General features: G+C 74.5%; 19 protein-coding genes. 10 read left to right on the top strand and 9 right to left on the bottom strand.

The annotated features are described in order from the left end of the window. Positions 1–61 precede the first annotated feature (61 nt). From BUE37_RS03950 to BUE37_RS03960, 3 genes are read right to left on the bottom strand one after another with little or no spacing between them, the layout of a single operon-like run. Positions 62–835 carry a succinate dehydrogenase/fumarate reductase iron-sulfur subunit gene (locus BUE37_RS03950; protein WP_073418733.1) on the bottom strand — a complete coding sequence of 258 codons (774 nt, stop codon included), beginning with the start codon at positions 833–835 and terminating at the stop codon, positions 62–64. Next, positions 835–2,781, bottom strand: coding sequence for a fumarate reductase/succinate dehydrogenase flavoprotein subunit (locus BUE37_RS03955; protein WP_073418734.1), 1,947 nt, complete (start codon positions 2,779–2,781; stop codon positions 835–837). The genes BUE37_RS03950 and BUE37_RS03955 overlap by 1 nt, the downstream gene beginning before the upstream one ends. A gap of 11 nt (positions 2,782–2,792) precedes the next feature. Next, on the bottom strand, positions 2,793–3,497 hold the full coding sequence (locus BUE37_RS03960) for a succinate dehydrogenase cytochrome b subunit (RefSeq protein ID WP_245794274.1): 705 nt from the start codon (positions 3,495–3,497) through the stop codon (positions 2,793–2,795). Positions 3,498–3,652: 155 nt separating this feature from the next. Between BUE37_RS03960 and BUE37_RS03965 the strand changes: the two genes are divergently transcribed. From BUE37_RS03965 to BUE37_RS03975, 3 genes are all read left to right on the top strand, one after another. After that, positions 3,653–4,264, top strand: a complete 612-nt coding sequence (locus tag BUE37_RS03965) for a sulfite oxidase-like oxidoreductase (RefSeq protein WP_073418735.1) — start codon at positions 3,653–3,655, stop codon at positions 4,262–4,264. Positions 4,265–4,391: 127 nt separating this feature from the next. Then, the gene (locus BUE37_RS03970; RefSeq protein WP_245794275.1) at positions 4,392–5,051 is read left to right on the top strand and encodes an FAD-binding oxidoreductase; all 660 of its coding nucleotides are present in this window, start codon (positions 4,392–4,394) and stop codon (positions 5,049–5,051) included. A gap of 49 nt (positions 5,052–5,100) precedes the next feature. After that, positions 5,101–5,631 (top strand): GNAT family N-acetyltransferase, encoded by a 531-nt coding sequence (locus tag BUE37_RS03975; RefSeq protein WP_073418736.1) that lies wholly within the window; start codon positions 5,101–5,103, stop codon positions 5,629–5,631. 25 nt (positions 5,632–5,656) lie between these two features. Here the strand turns inward: BUE37_RS03975 and BUE37_RS03980 are convergent, their stop codons facing one another. Beyond that, positions 5,657–6,361, bottom strand: coding sequence for a monooxygenase (locus BUE37_RS03980; RefSeq protein WP_073418737.1), 705 nt, complete (start codon positions 6,359–6,361; stop codon positions 5,657–5,659). 23 nt (positions 6,362–6,384) lie between these two features. Between BUE37_RS03980 and BUE37_RS03985 the strand changes: the two genes are divergently transcribed. The 3 genes from BUE37_RS03985 to BUE37_RS03995 are packed head-to-tail and all read left to right on the top strand — an operon-like array spanning position 6,385 to position 8,897. Then, positions 6,385–7,206: a formate/nitrite transporter family protein gene (locus BUE37_RS03985; RefSeq protein WP_073418738.1), complete on the top strand. Its 822-nt coding sequence runs from the start codon at positions 6,385–6,387 to the stop codon at positions 7,204–7,206. A gap of 51 nt (positions 7,207–7,257) precedes the next feature. After that, positions 7,258–8,160, top strand: a complete 903-nt coding sequence (locus tag BUE37_RS03990; RefSeq protein ID WP_073418739.1) for an ABC transporter ATP-binding protein — start codon at positions 7,258–7,260, stop codon at positions 8,158–8,160. Beyond that, positions 8,157–8,897 (top strand): ABC transporter permease, encoded by a 741-nt coding sequence (locus tag BUE37_RS03995; RefSeq protein ID WP_073418740.1) that lies wholly within the window; start codon positions 8,157–8,159, stop codon positions 8,895–8,897. The genes BUE37_RS03990 and BUE37_RS03995 overlap by 4 nt, the downstream gene beginning before the upstream one ends. A 5-nt stretch (positions 8,898–8,902) precedes the next feature. On the opposite strand, the gene BUE37_RS04000 is transcribed toward BUE37_RS03995, so the two are convergent. Beyond that, positions 8,903–10,042: a serine hydrolase domain-containing protein gene (locus BUE37_RS04000; RefSeq protein WP_073419549.1), complete on the bottom strand. Its 1,140-nt coding sequence runs from the start codon at positions 10,040–10,042 to the stop codon at positions 8,903–8,905. Positions 10,043–10,097: 55 nt separating this feature from the next. Here BUE37_RS04000 and BUE37_RS04005 point away from each other — a divergent pair, with 55 nt between their 5' ends. Next, positions 10,098–10,454 carry an iron chaperone gene (locus BUE37_RS04005; RefSeq protein ID WP_073418741.1) on the top strand — a complete coding sequence of 119 codons (357 nt, stop codon included), beginning with the start codon at positions 10,098–10,100 and terminating at the stop codon, positions 10,452–10,454. Here BUE37_RS04005 and BUE37_RS04010 read toward each other — a convergent pair. After that, complete coding sequence (locus tag BUE37_RS04010; RefSeq protein WP_073418742.1) at positions 10,376–10,963, bottom strand: DUF1990 domain-containing protein; 588 nt, start codon at positions 10,961–10,963, stop codon at positions 10,376–10,378. The genes BUE37_RS04005 and BUE37_RS04010 overlap by 79 nt on opposite strands. Positions 10,964–10,999: 36 nt before the next feature. Here BUE37_RS04010 and BUE37_RS04015 point away from each other — a divergent pair, with 36 nt between their 5' ends. The 3 genes from BUE37_RS04015 (at position 11,000) to BUE37_RS04025 (ending at position 14,588) form a co-directional block, all read left to right on the top strand. Then, positions 11,000–11,854, top strand: coding sequence for a HipA family kinase (locus BUE37_RS04015; RefSeq protein WP_073418743.1), 855 nt, complete (start codon positions 11,000–11,002; stop codon positions 11,852–11,854). Next, on the top strand, positions 11,851–12,243 hold the full coding sequence (locus BUE37_RS04020; RefSeq protein WP_073418744.1) for a DUF3037 domain-containing protein: 393 nt from the start codon (positions 11,851–11,853) through the stop codon (positions 12,241–12,243). Before BUE37_RS04015 ends, BUE37_RS04020 begins: the two co-directional genes overlap by 4 nt. 104 nt (positions 12,244–12,347) lie before the next feature. Then, positions 12,348–14,588, top strand: coding sequence for a PhoX family protein (locus tag BUE37_RS04025; protein WP_073418745.1), 2,241 nt, complete (start codon positions 12,348–12,350; stop codon positions 14,586–14,588). A gap of 58 nt (positions 14,589–14,646) precedes the next feature. On the opposite strand, the gene BUE37_RS04030 is transcribed toward BUE37_RS04025, so the two are convergent. From BUE37_RS04030 to BUE37_RS04045, 3 genes are all read right to left on the bottom strand, one after another. Beyond that, complete coding sequence (locus BUE37_RS04030; protein ID WP_073418746.1) at positions 14,647–14,940, bottom strand: 4a-hydroxytetrahydrobiopterin dehydratase; 294 nt, start codon at positions 14,938–14,940, stop codon at positions 14,647–14,649. A gap of 12 nt (positions 14,941–14,952) precedes the next feature. Next, positions 14,953–15,678: a phosphoadenylyl-sulfate reductase gene (locus BUE37_RS04035; RefSeq protein WP_073418747.1), complete on the bottom strand. Its 726-nt coding sequence runs from the start codon at positions 15,676–15,678 to the stop codon at positions 14,953–14,955. A 199-nt stretch (positions 15,679–15,877) separates the two neighbouring features. Beyond that, positions 15,878–17,569, bottom strand: a complete 1,692-nt coding sequence (locus BUE37_RS04045; RefSeq protein ID WP_073418749.1) for a nitrite/sulfite reductase — start codon at positions 17,567–17,569, stop codon at positions 15,878–15,880. Between the last annotated feature and the right edge of the window lie 131 nt (positions 17,570–17,700).

Raw genomic sequence — 17,700 nt, forward strand, 5'->3', positions numbered from 1 at the left:
GGGAACGGCGACGGGCGGGGACCCCCGGGGGGTCCCCGCCCGTCGGCGGTGGTGCGAGTGCTCAGCTCTTGGGACGCGCACCGGCGCGCAGGGCGCCGAGCAGGTCGTGGTTGAGCCGGGAGATGTTCTCCATGGAGATGCCCTTGGGGCAGCTGACGGAGCACTCACCGATGTTGGTGCAGCCGCCGAAGCCCTCGAGGTCCTGCTGGTGGATCATGTTGACCACGCGGTCGTTGCGCTCGGGCTGGCCCTGCGGCATGAGGCCGAGGTGCACGACCTTCGACGACGTGAACAGCATCGACGAGGCGTTCGGGCAGGCCGCCACGCAGGCGCCGCAGCCGATGCAGGTGGCGGCGTCGAACGCGGCGTCGGAGTCCTTCTTGGCCACCAGGATCGAGTGCGCCTCGGGGGCGGTGCCGGTCGGGGCGCTGATGTAGCCGCCCGACTGGATGATCCGGTCGAGGGCCGACCGGTCGACCGCGAGGTCCTTGATGACCGGGAACGCCGTCGCCCGCCACGGCTCGACGTCGATCGTGTCGCCGTCCTTGAACGACCGCATGTGCAGCTGGCAGGTGGTCGTCTGCGGGTGGCTGTCGAACAGGCCGTTGCCGTGCGCGCGGCCGTTGATCATGACGCCGCACGACCCGCAGATGCCCTCGCGGCAGTCGTGGTCGAAGGAGACCGGGTCCTCACCGTCGAGGATGAGCTGCTCGTTGAGGACGTCGAGCATCTCGAGGAAGGACATGTCGGGGGAGACGTCGGTGACCTCGTAGGTCACCATCTTGCCCTTCTCCGCGGCGCTCCGCTGGCGCCAGACACGCAGCTTGAGGTTCATTACTTGTAGCTCCGCTGGGCGAGGTGGACGTACTCGAACTCGAGGTCCTCCTTGTGGAGGACCGGCGGGACGCCCTCGGGCGTCCACTCCCAGGCCGCGACGTAGGCGTAGTTCTCGTCGTCGCGCAGGGCCTCCCCGTCGGGGGTCTGGCTCTCGGCCCGGAAGTGACCACCGCAGCTCTCGTTGCGGTGCAGTGCGTCGACGCACATGAGCTCGGCGAGCTCGATGAAGTCGGCGACGCGGCCGGCGTGCTCCAGGCTCTGGTTGAAGCGCCCGGCCTCGCCGGGGACCTTCACGTTGGTCCAGAACTCCTGCCGGATCTCGGGGATCCGGTCGAGCGCCTTGCGCAGGCTCTCCTCCGACCGCTCCATGCCGCACAGGTCGAACATCAGGCGGCCGAGCTCGCGGTGGAAGGAGGCCGTGGTCCGGTTGCCGTTGATCGACAGCAGCTTCTCGGTCTGCGCGCGGACGCCCTCGAGCGCCTCGAGCGCGGCCGGGTGCTGCGGGTCGACCTTCTCGAACGGGCCGGAGGCCAGGTAGTCGTTGATCGTGTTCGGCAGCACGAAGTAGCCGTCGGCCAGGCCCTGCATGAGGGCGCTGGCGCCGAGCCGGTTCGCGCCGTGGTCGGAGAAGTTGGCCTCGCCGATCACGAACAGGCCGGGGATGTTCGACTGCAGGTCGTAGTCGACCCACAGACCGCCCATCGTGTAGTGCACGGCCGGGTAGATCCGCATGGGGACCTCGTAGGGGTCCTCACCCGTGATCTGGGCGTACATGTCGAAGAGGTTGCCGTACTTGGCCTCGATGGCCGGCCGGCCCAGCCGCTCCATCGCCTCGGCGAAGTCGAGGTACACGCCCAGGCCGTTGGGGCCGACGCCGCGGCCCTCGTCGCAGACGTTCTTGGCCTGCCGCGACGCGATGTCGCGGGGGACCAGGTTGCCGAACGAGGGGTAGATCCGCTCGAGGTAGTAGTCGCGCTCGGCCTCGGGGATCTGCCGCGGGTCGCGGGTGTCGCCGCGCTCCTTGGGCACCCACACGCGGCCGTCGTTGCGCAGCGACTCGCTCATCAGCGTGAGCTTCGACTGGTACTCGCCGTGCACCGGGATGCAGGTCGGGTGGATCTGCGTGTAGCAGGGGTTGGCGAACAGCGCGCCCCGCTTGTGCGCCCGCCAGATCGCCGTGGCGTTGGAGCCCTTGGCGTTCGTGGACAGGTAGAAGACGTTGCTGTAGCCACCGGTGGCGAGCACGACGGCGTCGGCGAAGTGGGTGGTGATCTCGCCGGTGATGAGGTCGCGCGCCACGATGCCGCGGGCCCGGCCGTCGACGACGATCAGGTCGAGCATCTCCGTGCGCGGGAACTGCTCCACCGTGCCGGCCGCCATCTGCCGCTCGAGGGCCTGGTAGGCGCCGTAGAGCAGCTGCTGGCCCGTCTGGCCGCGGGCGTAGAACGTCCGCGACACCTGGGTGCCACCGAAGGAGCGGTTGTCGAGCAGGCCGCCGTACTCGCGGGCGAAGGGCACGCCCTGGGCGACGCACTGGTCGATGATGTTGACGCTGACCTCGGCCAGCCGGTGCACGTTGTTCTCGCGGGCGCGGAAGTCGCCGCCCTTGACCGTGTCGTAGAACAGCCGGTGCACCGAGTCGCCGTCGTTGCGGTAGTTCTTCGCGGCGTTGATGCCGCCCTGCGCGGCGACGCTGTGGGCGCGGCGCGGGCTGTCCTGGTACCAGAACGACTTGACCTTGTAGCCGGCCTCGCCGAGCGTGGCGGCGGCCGAGCCGCCGGCCAGCCCGGTGCCGACGACGATGACGGTCAGCTTGCGGCGGTTGGCCGGGTTGACCAGCTTCGCCCGGAAGCGGCGCTCGCTCCAGCGCTCGCCGATCGGGACGTCGCGGGGGGCCTTGGTGTCGGCGACGGGCTCGCCGAGCGTGAAGAGGTCGAGGGCCATGACGAGTGCTCCTACTCGATGATGCCGACGAGGACGCTGAGCGGCGGGATCAGGAAGCCCGCGGTCAGCACCACGGCGAACACCGTGGCGAAGGCGTTGACGGTGCGCTCGCGCGTCTTGTTGCTCTGGCCGAGCGTCTGCGTGGCGCTCCAGACGCCGTGGCGCAGGTGGAAGCCCAGGGCGAGCAGGGCGACGACGTAGACCGCGGTGACGAACGGGTTGGAGAAGCCCGCGATCGCCCGGTCGTACGGGGTCGCGTCGTGGCCGGCGGGGTTCGCGACGCCGAACGTGAGGTCGAGCAGGTGGTAGACGATGAACAGCGCCAGGATCACGCCGCCCCAGCGCATGGTGCGCGAGGCGTAGCTCTGGGCGACCGCCTTGCGAGCGACGTACTGGGTCGGGCGGGCCCGCTTGGCCTGCCGCCACAGCGACACCGCGGCCCAGGCGTGCGCGACCACGGCCACGAGCAGGACGACGCGGATGATCCACAGCACCGTCTGGCCCGGGACGGCCGGCTCGCCGATCCGCCGGATCCACTCGGAGTAGCCGTTGAAGGTCTCCGCGCCCGCGAAGAGCTTCAGGTTCCCGACCATGTGCGCGATCAGGTACAGGACCAGGATGATCCCGCTGACCGCCATCACGGCCTTCTTCGCGACCGAGCTGGTCTTCGCGACCTTCGGGGTCCGCCGCTGGCCCGAGTTCGTCACCGTCACCACGGCATCAAAGTTAGGCTCCGTTACCCCTTTACGGCCACGTGAACACGCAGTGACTCACCTCATGTAAGGGGAACCTCAGCCCAGGTCAGGACGTTGGTGTCCGCCCGCCGGGCATGGCAGCGTGTCCGCAGGACCATCCGGACGGAGGAGGACGCGTGGCAGGACCGACCCGGGGCTTCCTCGGCCGCAGCAGGCGTGAGCGCGACCCGCGGCTGCCCCCCGGCCAGTACGACGTGGGGAAGGACTGGCCCGTGCTCACCGCCGAGCCGACCCCGCGCATCGCCCCCGAGACCTGGAGCATCAGCGTCGACGGCCGGGTGGAGAACCCGACGAGCTGGACGTGGGACGACGTGCACCGGCTGCCGCCCTCGGACTACCGCGGCGACATCCACTGCGTGACGACCTGGTCGAAGTTCGACACCCACTTCGCCGGCGTCAGCGTCGACACCCTGCTCGAGGCCGCCCGGCCGACCGCCGACGCGCACTTCGTCATGGCGACGTCGAAGACCGGCTACACCACCAACCTGCCGCTCGAGGACGTCATCGGCGGCAAGGCGTGGATCGTCTGGGAGTTCGACGGGGCGCCGCTGCCGGTCGAGCACGGCGGGCCCGTGCGGCTGCTCGTGCCGCACCTCTACTTCTGGAAGAGCGCCAAGTGGGTCACCCGGCTGACCCTCCTGCAGCGCGACCAGCAGGGCTTCTGGGAGCAGAACGGCTACCACGACCGGGGCGACCCGTGGCGCGAGCAGCGCTACCAGGGTGACTGACGAAGGACCCCGCTGCCCCCCACCGCTCGCAGGCTCGCGGCGGGCCCCTGCAGCGGGGCCGGACGGCACGTCACCGCGCCGGCTGCGCGCACCGGCCGGCGGCTGGCGGACGGCGACGGTGCGCGAGGTGGCCCGGCCCACCCCGCGCACCGTCCGGCTGCGGATGGAGGTGCCCGACCGGGTCGACCACCTGGCCGGGCAGCACTACGTCGTCCGGCTCACCGCCGAGGACGGCTACCGCGCCCAGCGCTCGTACTCGCTGGCCTCCTCGCCCGGCGACCCGCTCGTCGAGCTGCTGGTCGAGCGGCTCGACGACGGCGAGGTCTCCGGCTACCTGGCCGACGTCGTCGAGCCCGGCGACACCCTCGAGGTGCGCGGCCCGATCGGCGGCTGGTTCGTGTGGGAGGGCGACGAGCCGGCGCTGCTCGTCGGCGGCGGCACCGGCGTCGTGCCGTTCGTGTCGATGCTGCGCACCGCGCGGGAGCTCGGCCGCACCGACCTGCTGCGCGTCGCCGTCTCCACCCGCACGCTCGCCGAGCTGCCCTACGCCGACGAGCTGCGCGACGCCGGCGCCCTGGTGGTCACCACGCGGGAGGCCTCCGGCATCCGCCCGGCCGGCCGGCTCACCGCGGCCGACCTCGTGCCCCTGTGGGAACCCGGCCAGACGGCCTTCGTGTGCGGCTCGACGCCGTTCGCCGAGGCGGCCAGCCAGCTCCTCGTGGGCATGGGCGTGCCGGCCCCCGACATCCGGGTGGAGCGCTTCGGTCCCAGCGGCACGTCCGGCTGACCGGCCCCCGGACGGTCCGTGACCTGCGTCGCGGACGATGATCGGGGGCATGCGCGCAGCCCCGCCGTCGACCGAGGTCACCGCCGTCGAGGCCGTCGACCCGCAGCTGCGCGAGGAGCTGCTCGCCTGCTGGACCGACGTCAGCAACGCCGGCGGGGCGGTCGGCTTCGTGCCGCCGGTGACCCGCGACGACGTCGCACCGGTCCTCGACGCGCTCGTCGCGCGGGCGGCCACCGGCCGGGAGCGGGTCGTCGTCCTGCGGGCTGACGGCGAGCTGGCCGGCTGGGCGGTGCTGTCGCTGTCGGTCAGCCCGCTGCGCCGGCACTGGGCGACGGTGCTGCGCGTGCAGGTGCACCCGTCCCGGCAGGGGCAGGGGCTGGGCCGGGCGCTGATGACCGGCGTGCACGCCGCCGCGCGTGACTGCGGCCTGGAGATGCTGCACCTGACCGTGCGCGGCGGCTACGGCCTCGAGGCGTTCTACGCGGGGCTCGGCTACCAGGAGTTCGGGCGGATGCCCGGCGCGATCCGGCTCGCCCCCGGCGACGACCGCGAGGAGGTCCACCTCTTCGTGCGGCTGTGACCGCGGCTGTGACCCGGCCGGCGGCTCAGCCGGCCGTCGGGTCCACCCCGTCGACCGTGCCGCGCGAGGACAGCACCGCCAGCCGGGCGAACAGCTCCTCGGCGTACCAGCCCTCCCGGGCGGTGCGCTCGACCACGGCGGCGTGCTCGGGGCGGTCGTAGGCGAAGGCGTTCAGGGCCGCCGAGGAGTCCCAGACGCTGAACGTGCCCTGCAGCCCCAGTGGCGCCTCGCCGATCCCGACGGCCATCCGCAGGCCGGGCGCCCGGTGCAGGTCGGCCGACACCGGCGGCACCGCCGACCAGAACCGGGCCGCGCGGCGCAGCACGAGCCGGGCGCGGGTCACCGCCGCCACCGGCCCGTCCCAGCGCCGCGGCCGGGGGCTGCCGAACGGCTCGCGCCCCGACCAGCGGCCCCGCGCGGCCAGCGGGCGCAGCCGCGCCGCCCACTCCTCGTCGGCGATCCGCCGCCAGGACGCCGCCACCGGGCCGTCGTCGAGCGCGTCGGCGGCGGCCTCGTCGTCCCACACGGCGAGCAGGCCCCACCGGCGCGGGTCGGCGTCGCGGACGGTGAAGGTCCGCCCGTCGCCGGTGCCCAGCAGCTTGGCGAAGCGCAGGCCTGGCGTGCGGGCCAGCGCCGGGCGCACCGACGCCATCCGCAGCGCCGCCCGCGGCACCGCCCGTCCGGGGACGCCCCACAGGTGCAGCGTCACGATCGGATCGGGTGAGGACACGACGCCGAGGGTAGGTGCGCGCGGTGACCGACCAGCGCCGCGTCCAGCTCGGCGACACCGACGCCCCTGCCGAGGACGAGCTGGTCGAGGCCTTCGACCGGGTGGTGGGCCAGGGGGCGCAGCGGCTGCACCGCACCTGGCGCGAGGTGCTCACCACGGGGCTGGCCGGCGGCCTGGAGGTGTCGGTCGGCGTCCTCGCGCTCGTGGCGGTCTACGCCGAGACGGGCAGCCACCTGCTCGCCGGCCTCGCCTTCTCCGTCGGGTTCGTCGCGCTCCTGCTCGCCCGCAGCGAGCTGTTCACCGAGGGCTTCCTGCTGCCGGTCACCGCGGTGGTCGCCGGGCGGGCGAGCTGGGGACAGCTGGCGCGCCTGTGGTCGGGGACGCTGGTGGGCAACCTCGTCGGCGGCTGGGCGTTCATGTGGGTGGTGGCGCACGCGTTCCCCGAGCTGGGCCCGACGCTGGTCGAGTCGGCCCGCCACTTCGTCGAGTCGCCGCTGGACCTGCGCGCGGTGTGCCTGGCCTTCCTCGGCGGCGTCGTCATCACGCTGATGACCCGGATGCAGAACGGCACCTCGGCCGACGGCGCGAAGATCGTCGCCGCGGTGGCGGGCGCCTTCGTCCTCGCCGGGCTGCAGCTGTTCCACTCCGTCCTGGACACGCTGCTGGTGTTCGGCGCCATCCACACCGGCACCGCCCCGTTCGGCTACGGCGAGTGGCTCGCCTGGTTCTGGTACGTCACGTTGCTCAACATGGCCGGCGGACTGCTGGTCGTCACGCTGCTGCGGCTGGTGCGCAGCAAGGAGCTGCTGCAGCGGGAGCGCGCCGCGGCCGACGCCGGGGACTGACACCGGCGGCGCCTCCGCCGGCCGGCCGGCAGCGGTCGCCACACTGTCGGCGTGATCGAGGTCGAGGGGCTGACCAAGCGCTACCGGACGCGGGTCGCCGTCGACGACGTCTCCTTCACCGTGCGGCCGGGCCGGGTGACCGGCTTCCTCGGCCCCAACGGCTCGGGCAAGACGACGACGATGCGCTGCGTCCTCGGGCTCACCCGCCCCACCGCCGGGACGGCGACCGTGCTGGGCGTGCCCTACCGCGAGCTCGACGTGCCCATGCGCCGGGTGGGCGCCCTGGTCGACCCGCGCGCCCGCCACCCCGGCCGCTCCGCGTACGCGCACCTGCTCGCGCTGGCGCAGAGCAACGGGCTGCCCGCCGCCCGGGTGGACGCCGTCGTCGACCTCGTGGGGCTGGGGGCCGTGGCGCACGAGCGGGTCGGCGGGTTCTCCCTCGGCATGGGGCAGCGGCTGGGCATCGCCGCCGCGCTGCTCGGCGACCCCGACGTGCTGCTGCTCGACGAGCCGGTCAACGGCCTGGACCCCGAGGGCATCCGCTGGGTGCGCGAGCTGCTGCGCGACCTGGCCGACGAGGGCCGCACGGTGCTGGTGTCGAGCCACCTGATGAGCGAGATGGAGGACACCGCCGACCACCTCGTCGTGCTCGGCCGCGGCCGGCTGCTGGCCGACGTCGCGATGGCCGACCTGCTCGGTCGCGGGGCGTCGGTGCGGGTGCGCAGCCCGCAGGGCCCGCTGCTGGCCGCGGCGCTGCGCCGGGCCGGGGCCGCGGTGTCGCTGGAGGTCGACGGCGCGCTGCGGGTGGAGGGGCTGGGCGCGGCGGCCGTCGGTGACGTCGCCTTCGCCGCGGCCGTGCCGGTGCACGAGCTGACCACGGTGGTCGCCTCGCTGGAGGCCGCCTACCTCGCACTGACCGGGGCGGACGTCGAGTACCGGGCGGGTGCGGCGTGAGGGTCCCGCTGACGGCGGTGCTGCGCAGCGAGTGGACCAAGCTGCGCACGCTCCGCTCCACCTGGTGGTGCACCGCGGTGTACGTGCTGGTCGTCGGCTCGTTCGCGTGGCTGGCCGCGGCGACCACCCGGAGCGCGCCGACCGCGGACTCCGCCGTCGGCGTGGTGCTCACCGGCTTCGCGTTCGGGCAGGTGGTGCTCGTCGTCCTCGGCGTGCTGGCGGTGACGTCGGAGTTCGGCGGGATGGCGCTGTCGTCGCTGGTCGCGGTGCCCCGCCGCACCCGGCTGCTGGCCGCCAAGACCGCCGTCGTCACGGCCTGGGCGGCGGTGGTCACCGTGCTGCTGGTGGCCGGCTGCGTGCTGGCCGCGCGCACGCTCGTCGCGGTGCCCGGGGGCGTGTCGCCGGGCGACCCGGAGGTGCTGCGCGCGGCGGGGCTGCAGGTGGCCGGCGCCGTGCTGGTCACGGTGCTCGCCGCGGGGCTCGGCGCGGTGCTGCGCTCGACGGCGGGGGCGCTCGGGCTGGGCATCGCGCTGGTGTTCGTGGGCCCGCCCGCGCTCGCCATCGCCGGCGGGCGGACGGCGGAGCTGCTGTCGCAGGCGCTGCCGTCGCTGCGGGTGGGCGAGGACTCCTTCCTGGCGGTGCCGACCACCTGGCCGGTGGGGCTGGCGGTGGCCGGGGCGTGGGCGGCGGGCGCCTGGGCGGCCGGCGCGGTGCTGCTGGAGCGCCGCGACGTCTGAGCCGTTCAGCGCGGGCCGAAGGCGGCCGCGCGGAACGCCTCGAACACCGGCGGCGGCGCGGGCGAGGCCCACATCTGGTTGGTCAGCAGCACCGCCGTCGTGCCGGTGACCGGGTCGCTCCACCACGAGCTGCCGAGGCCGCCGTCCCAGCCGAAGGAGCCGGCGTGCCGGCCACCGGGCTCGTCCTCGCGCCGCACGCCGAGGCTCAGCCCCCAGCCGCCGCCCTCGTCGTCGACCGGGCCCGCCTGCTCGGTGAGCATCGCCCGCACCGTGCCGGGGCGGAGCACCGGTGCGCCGCCGGCGAGCAGCACGCCCGCGAGGGCGGCGAGGTCGTCGACGGTGGAGACCAGCCCGGCGCCGCCGTCGGGGAAGGCGGGCGGGCGGCTCCACTGGCCGTCGGCGGGGTCGTACACCTGCCGCGTGCCGGCGTCGTCCTGCGGCGTCCAGTGCGGGCCGAACCGGTCGCGGGCGCCGTCCGGGACGGCGAAGCCTGTGGAGGTCATGCCGAGCGGCTCCAGGACGCGCTCGGCCAGCAGGGCGGGCAGCGGCCGGCCGGCGGCGCGGGCGGCCAGGACGCCGAGCACCTGCGCGCCCACGTGGTAGAGCCAGCGCTCGCCCGGCTGGTGCGCGAGCGGCACGGAGGCCACCCGGCGCAGCCACTCGTCGGGCGGGGGGAGGGTCTGCGGCGCCGGCGGGCCGGCGGGCAGCCCCGCGGCCTCCAGCGCGGCGACCGTCGGCGTCGGCCAGGGCGCGGTGAAGTCGAGACCCAGACCGAGGCGGAACGTGAACACGTCGCGGACGGTGACCGGCCGGCGGGCGGGGACGGTGCCCGCGGCGGCGTCCGCGGGGTCGGCCAGCACGCGGCGGCCGGCCAGCTCCGGCAGCAGCCGGTCGACCGGCTCGTCGAGGTCGAGCGAGCCGTCGTCGACCAGCGTCAGCGCGGCCACGGCCACCACCGGCTTGGTGGTCGAGGCGATCCGGAAGACGGCGTCCGGCGTCAGGCGGTCGTCCCCGCCGGGCGTGTGCGCGCCCGCGGCGCCCCGCGCCACCTCACCGCCGCGCGACGCCCACCAGGCGGCGCCCGGCACCTCGCCCGCGGCCACCGCGGCGGCCACCACCCGCTCCACGTCCCCGGCCGGTCCCATGCAGGGGTGACCGGGGGAGTGCCGCGGACTCATCGGCTGCGGCACGATCCGCTGCGTGACCGCGCCCGCCACCGTCGAGGAGTACCTGGCCGCCCTGCCGCCCGAGGCCCGGGAGGTGCTGGAGCAGGTGCGCGCCGCCGTGCTGCGCGGGATGCCGGGCGCCACGGAGACCATCCGCTACGGCATGCCCGCCGCGATGCTCGGCTCCCGCTACGGCCTGCACTACGCCGCGTGGAAGAGGCACGCGGCGCTGTACCCCGTCCCGGTCCTGGACGCCGGGCTCGAGGCCGAGGTGGCGCCGCTGCGCTCCGGGAAGGACGCCGTCCACCTGCGCTACGGGCGCCCGGTGCCCGGCGACCTGGTGGAGCGCGTCGCGTCGGCGGTGGCCGCCCGCCGCAGCGACGCCAGGTAGCGCCGCGTCGCCAGCCCCTGCACGAACCGGGCGACCGGCGGCACCGCCCGCGCCGCCGGCGTGGCCAGCCGGGAGAACACCCGGAGGGCGACGACGACCTCGCGGGCCGGCGTCAGCGTCACGGTGAAGCACTCCTCGCCGGCCTCGGGGTGGCCGGGCAGCGTGCCGTAGGCGAAGCCCCGCTCGTCGCCGGTCGTCGACGCCCACACCACGCGGCACGGGATGTCGTAGCCCAGCCGCGGCAGCCCCGCCGTCAGCACGACGACGGTGCCCACCTCGCCTGGCGAGCCGGTGGCGCGCACCCGCAGGCCGACGCTGCGCTGCGGCGTCCAGTCGAGGATCGCGGCGGCGACCCGCTCGAGGGTCTCCCGGCCCGAGCCGACGACCTCCCGCCACTCGCCGTGCTGGTAGCCGGCCGGCATCCGCTCCGCGCGGGTGCCGCCGACCTCGGCGTAGGTGAACGGCGCGTCGCGCAGGCCCTCGGGCGACGCGGCCCGGAACAGGCCCATGTCCCCAGTGTGGACCGGCGTAGGTTGTCCGGCACTGTGCTGCCCGCCGTCACCGCCACCCGCTACGTCACCCCGCTGCGCGAGGGTGGCTCGCTGCCGGGGCTCATGGAGGCCGACGACCTCGGCACCTACGTCGTGAAGTGGCGCGCCGCCGGCCAGGGCGTGCGGGTGCTGGTGGCCGAGGTGCTGTGCGGCGAGCTCGCCCGCGCGTTGGCGCTGCCGGTGCCCGCGCTGGTCACCGTCGACGTCGCCCCGGAGCTCGCGGTGGGGGAGCCCGACCCCGAGGTGCAGGAGCTGCTGCAGCGCTCGGCCGGGCTCAACCTGGGCCTGGACTACCTGCCCGGCGCGCTGGACTTCGAGGCCGGCGTGGACGGCGTCGACGCCGAGCTGGCCGGGCGGGTGCTGTGGTTCGACGCGCTCGTCGGCAACGTCGACCGTTCCTGGCGCAACCCGAACATGCTGTCCTGGCACGGCCGGCTGCAGCTCATCGACCACGGCGCCGCGCTCACCTTCCACCACCACTGGCCTGGTGCGCAGGCCGCCGTCGCCCGGCCCTACGACGCCTCCCAGCACGCGCTCGTCGAGTGCGGGCCCGACGTGCGAGCCGCCGACGCCGCCCTCGCCGGCCGGGTGACCCGGCCGCTGCTGGAGTCGGTGCTCGCCCGCGTCCCCGACGGCTGGCTGGAGGGCCCCTCGCCGGAGGAGACACCGGGCGAGGTCCGCGAGCGCTACGTCGCCCAGCTCCTGGCCCGGCTCGGCGCCCGCGACGCCTGGCTGCCCGGCCTGGTCACCGCGGCCGCCGCGGGCGGCGGCCGCCGCCGGGCGCCGCGCGGGGAGAACCGGCCCGCCTGGCTCGGCCCGCCACCCCCGCCCGGGGTGAGCCAGCGGTGAGCCGGGAGACCTTCGAGTACGCGGTGCTGCGCGTGGTGCCCCGGGTGGAGCGCGGCGAGGCGCTCAACGCGGGCGTCCTCGTCTACTGCCGGCAGCGCGACTACCTCGGCAGCCGCGTGCACCTCGACGTCGACCGGCTGCGGGCGCTGGACCCGACCGCCGACCCGCGCGCGATCGGCCGGGCGCTGCAGGCCGCGGCCGACGTCTGCTCCGCCGACCCCGCCGCCGGGGCCGCCGGCCGGGAGGCGCTGGGCTCGCGGTTCCGGTGGCTCACCGCGCCGCGCAGCACCGTCGTCCAGCCCGGCCCGGTGCACACCGGCCTGACCGCGGACCCCGACGCCGAGGCCGACCGCCTGCTGCGGCTGCTCGTGCTCCCCGTCGAGGGCTGAGCACCCCCCCGCACAGGTCACGCCGGTTTCACCTCCTGGCCACCTGCGGACGGACCGGTCCTCCTTAGCGTTCGGGGGCCTCGTCACCCGTTCGAAGGAATCCGATGACGGAACTCGCCGGTCGCCGCCGACTGCTGCCCCTGCTGACGCAGGTGCGGCACGGCTCCCGCAGCCACGTCACCTGCCACTACAAGTGCGGCAACGCCTGCGACGCGCCCGTGCCGAACCGGACCGACAACCCGACGTTCGAGTCGGTCGTCCAGGCCTCGCTCAGCCGCCGGAACCTGCTCAAGGTGGCCGGCACCGGCGCGCTCGTCGTCGCGGCGGCGCCGCTGTTCCCGCAGCAGGCGGCCGCCGCCCCCGGGCGGCACCGGGGCGGCCCGGGCGGCGACGGCGCCCTCACCTTCCAGCCCGTGCAGCAGAACTTCCTCGACGAGCTGGTCGTGCCCGCCGGCTACGGCTACGCCGTCGTCATGCGCTGGGGCGACCCCGTCGAGGAGGGCGCGCCGGCCTTCGACGTCGACGCCCAGACGCCGGAGGCGCAGGCCAAGCAGTTCGGCTACAACTGCGACTTCCTGGGCTTCCTCCCGCTGGGCCGCGACAAGGCGCTGCTGGTGGTCAACCACGAGTACACCGACGAGCAGCTCATGTTCGGCGGGGTCGCCGACGAGGAGGGCGCCGGCGACATCACCGACGAGCAGAAGCGCGTCGCGATGATGGCGCACGGCATCTCGGTCGTGCAGATCGAGCGGTCGGGGAACACCGGGATCTGGCAGCCCACCCGCCGGCTCGACCGCAACCGCCGGATCACCACCGACACGCCCTTCGCGCTCACCGGGCCCGCCGCCGGCTCGACCTACCTGCGCACCAGCGCCGACCCGGCCGGCCGCACCGTCCTCGGCACGCTGAACAACTGCGCCGGCGGCATCACCCCGTGGGGCACGACCCTGCACGGGGAGGAGAACTTCAACCAGTACTTCGGCACCTCGGCGCCCATCCCGGAGAACCCGGCCGAGCCGCGGCTGGCCCGCTACGGCGTCAGCGCCGAGGACGCGCCCACCCGGCGCTGGGAGACGGTCGACCCGCGCTTCGACCTGTCCCGCGAGCCCAACGAGGTCAACCGCTTCGGCTGGGTGGTGGAGGTCGACCCCCACGAGCCGCACTCGACGCCGCGCAAGCACACGGCGCTCGGCCGCTTCAAGCACGAGGGCGCCAACATCCAGATCGCCGAGGACGGCCGCGTCGTCGCCTACTCCGGCGACGACGAGCGCTTCGACTACGTCTACAAGTTCGTCTCCAAGCGCCGCTTCGACGCCGGCCACGGCGCCCGCGCGCGGGCACACAACATGACGCTGCTGGAGGAGGGCGATCTCTACGTCGCCCGCTTCACCGGCGACTCGCCGGCCGCCGAGATCGACGGCAGCGGCCGCCTGCCCTCCGACGGGGAGTTCGACGGCACCGGCACGTGGGTCCCGCTGGTGCAGGACGGGCGGTCGATGGTCCCGGGCAAGGACGTCGCCTGGGTGCTCACCTTCACCCGGCTGGCCGCCGACCGGCTCGGCAAGCAGCTCGACGCCCGCGGCGACTTCCCCGACCCGGCGGCCCCCGTCGTCGTCGACCCCGCGAAGGTCCCCACGCGGATGGACCGGCCCGAGGACATCCAGGTCAACCCGGTCAACGGCCGCGTCTACGCCGCGCTGACCAACAACTCCAACCGCACCGGCGCGGGCGGGCGTCCCGGCGCCGACGAGGCGAACCCGCTGACCCGGTCGTTCGCCTTCGACGCGGAGTCGGGCACCTACGAGGAGCGGGCGGGCAACCGCAACGGCCACGTCATCGAGTGGGAGGAGACCGGCTCCATCGCCGGGACCACGTTCAGCTGGCGGGTCTTCCTCCTGGCCGGCGACCCGCAGGACCCGGGCACCTACTTCGCCGGGTACGACAAGTCGCGGGTCAGCGCGATCTCCTGCCCGGACAACCTCGAGTTCGACCCGGCGGGCAACCTCTGGATCTCCACCGACGGCAACGTGCTGTCCACCCGCAACCAGGAGGCCGGGACGGTCGCCGGCACCAACGACGGCCTGTTCGCGGTCCCGGTCGAGGGTCCCGAGCGCGGGCACCTCAAGGCGTTCCTCACCGTGCCGCTGGGCGCGGAGTGCAGCGGCCCGCTGATCCCCGGTGACGGCCGCTCGGTGTTCGTGTCGGTGCAGCACCCGGGGGAGACCACCGGGTCCACCCGCGACACGCCGTCGAGCGTCTGGCCCGACCGGCTGCCCGAGCGCCCGTTCCCCCGGCCGAGCGTGGCGGTCGCCTTCCGCCACGACGGGGGCCGCGTCGGCGCCTGACCGCCGCACGCCACGGGGGCCGGCCCGGGGGAGGATCCCCCCGGGCCGGCCCTCCGGCTCAGGCGGGCAGCAGCGCGTCGATGCGGCGCGCGAGCTCCAGGTCCAGCGCGCTCACGCCCTGCTCGGAGTGGCTGACCAGCGTCAGGTGCAGCGTCCGGAAGCGCAGGTCGACGTCGGGGTGGTGGTCCATCTCCTCCGCGACGTCGGCGATGGCGACGATCGCGGCCACCGCCGCGGGGAAGGACGCGAGCTGCACCGTCCGGTGCAGGCCGCCGGTGTCCCCGCTCCACAGCGGGAGGGAACGCAGCCCGGCCGCGACGTCGTCGGGGGACAGGCGGGGCGGCCGGGGCACGTCGGGATGCTCCTACAGGTGCAGGCCGCACTCGGTCTTGCCGCGCCCGGCCCAGCGCCCGGCACGCGGGTCCTCGCCGGGGGCGACCGGCCGGGTGCAGGGCGCGCAGCCGATCGAGGCGTAGCCGATCTCCTGCAGCGGGTTCACCGGCACCCGGTGCTCGGCGATGTAGGCGTCGACGTCGTCCTGCGTCCAGGCCGCCAGCGGGTTGACCTTCACCATGCCGCGCTTGGCGTCCCAGTCGACGACGCGGGTGCCGGCCCGGGTGGCGGCCTCGTCGCGGCGCACGCCGGAGCCCCAGGCCGTGTACCCGGCCAGCGCCTGCGCGAGCGGCTGCACCTTGCGCAGCGCGCAGCACAGGTCGGGGTCGCGGTCGTGCAGCGCCGGGCCGTGCTCGGCGTCCTGCTCGGCGACCGTCAGCGGCGGCGTGACGTTGACCAGGGTGATCGGCAGGACGCTGCTGATCCAGTCGCGCGTGCCGATCGTCTCGGCGAAGTGGTAGCCGGTGTCGAGGAAGACGACGTTCACGCCGGGCACCGCGCGGGAGGCGAGGTGGGCCAGCAGCCCGTCGGCCATCGAGGAGGTGACGGCGAAGCTCTCGCCGAAGGTCTCCCCGGCCCAGCGCAGCACGGCGAGCGCCTGCTCGACCGGGTCGGCGATGCCCTCGAAGCGGGCGTCGGCCTCGGCCGCGAGCTCCGGCGTCGCCGCGACCGGCCGGGTCTCCTCCACGGCTGTCACTCCGTCACCCCCGTCGCGATCAGGCGGACCGAGAAGGCCCGCAGGCAGGCGCCGCAGCGCCAGCCCTCCTCGTGCGGCGTGAGCTCCTCGTCGCCGCAGTACGGGCAATGGAACACAGGAAGCGGACGCACGCTTCCCTGGGACACGGGGAGCTGCCGCTGCCTTCCCGACCGGCCCGCCGTGTCCTCGGCCCCCTCGCTCACAGCAGCCAGGCCTCCTCGGCCCGGGAGACGTAGTGCGCGAAGGACTCGCCCGGGGTGCGGCGCTCCTGGAAGCCCCGCAGCACGCGCTCGCAGTAGTCGGCGGTCTCGGCCTTGGTCACCTTGTGGCCGCGGAACTTGCGACCGAAGGTCGCCTCGACGCCGAGGTGGCCGCCCAGGTGCACCTGGAAGCCCTCGACCATCTCGCCGTTCGCGTCGCGGACCATCGAGCCCTTGAACCCGATGTCGGCGGTCTGGAAGCGGGCGCAGCTGTTCGGGCAGCCGTTGACGTTGATCCCGATCGGGGTGTCGAAGTCCGGCAGCCGCTTCTCGAGCTCCGCGTAGAGGTCCTGCGCGTGCTGCTTGGTCTCCACGATCGCGAGCTTGCAGAACTCCAGGCCGGTGCAGGCCATGGTGCCGCGGCGGAAGGCGCTCGGCCGGACCTGCAGGTCGTGCTCGGCGAGCGCGGCGACGAGCTCCTCGACCCGCTCGTCGGGCACGTCGAGGATGACCATCTTCTGCTGGGTCGTCGTCCGGACGCGCCCCTGGCCGTACTCGTCGGCCAGGCCCGCGATGGTGGTCAGCAGCGAGCCGCTGATGCGGCCGGTGCGCAGCGCGAAGCCGACGGCGTTGAGGCCGTCCTTCTGCCGGCTGACGCCGACGTGGTCGCGCTGGTCGTGCTTCGCCGGGGCCGGCGCGGGGCCGTCGGGCAGCGCCTCGTGCAGGTACTCGTCCTGCAGCACCTGCCGGAAGCGCTCCGGCCCCCAGTCGGCCATGAGGAACTTGATGCGGGCGCGGTTGCGCTGCCGCCGGTAGCCGTAGTCGCGGAAGACCGCGGTGCAGGCGGCCCACACGTCGGTGACCTGGTCGGGGCGCACGAAGACGCCGACCCGCTGGGCGAACATCGGGTTGGTCGACAGGCCGCCGCCGACCCACAGATCGTAGCCGGCCTCGCCGGCCTCGTTGCGCACGCCGACGAAGGCGACGTCGTCGATCTCGGGCTCGGTGCAGTGGTCGACGCAGCCGGACATCGACGTCTTCCACTTGCGCGGCAAGTTGCTGAACTCGGGGGAGCCCACGTACTTCTCGACGGTCGCCGCGATGACGTCGGTGGCGTCGAGGACCTCGTCCTCGAGGATGCCGGCCAGCGGGCAGCCGAGCATGACGCGCGGGACGTCGCCGCAGGCCTCCATGGTGGACAGCCCGACCGACTCCAGGCGCCGCCAGATCTCGGGCACGTCCTCGATGCGGATCCAGTGGTACTGCACGTTCTGCCGGTCGGTGACGTCGGCGACGTCGCGGCCGAACTCCGTGCTGATGCCGCCCAGGACGCGCAGCGCGTCGCTGGTGAGCTGCCCGCCGTCGATGCGGGCCCGCATCATGAAGTAGGAGTCCTCGAGCTCCTCGGGCTCCAGCACGGCGGTCTTGCCGCCGGGGATGCCCTGGGCGCGCTGGGTGTAGAGGCCCATCCAGCGCATGCGGCCGCGCAGGTCACCGGGGTCGATGCCGTCGAAGCCGGTCTTCGAGTAGATGTCGAGGATCCGCTGACGGACCTCGAGCCCGTCGGAGTCCTTCTTCATCCGCTCGTTGGGGTTCAGCGGCTCCCGGTAGCCGAGCGCCCACTGGCCCTGGCCGCGCTGCGGGGTGTCGCGACGCGGGGGCCGGTTGCTCGGACGCGGAGGAGCGGACACGGTGCACTTCTCTCTGCGCCGTCCGCGCCGGTTCGCACCCGCACGGAGGGCGCTGCCAGGTCGGGTCGCGGCGACGGCCGCGGGGGAGGACTGGTGGTCAGCGCGCAGCGCGACAGGCGGCGCTGCTGACC

It is taken from the genome of Geodermatophilus nigrescens (assembly GCF_900129495.1).
In the GTDB taxonomy this organism is placed as follows: Bacteria; Actinomycetota; Actinomycetes; order Mycobacteriales; family Geodermatophilaceae; genus Geodermatophilus; species Geodermatophilus nigrescens.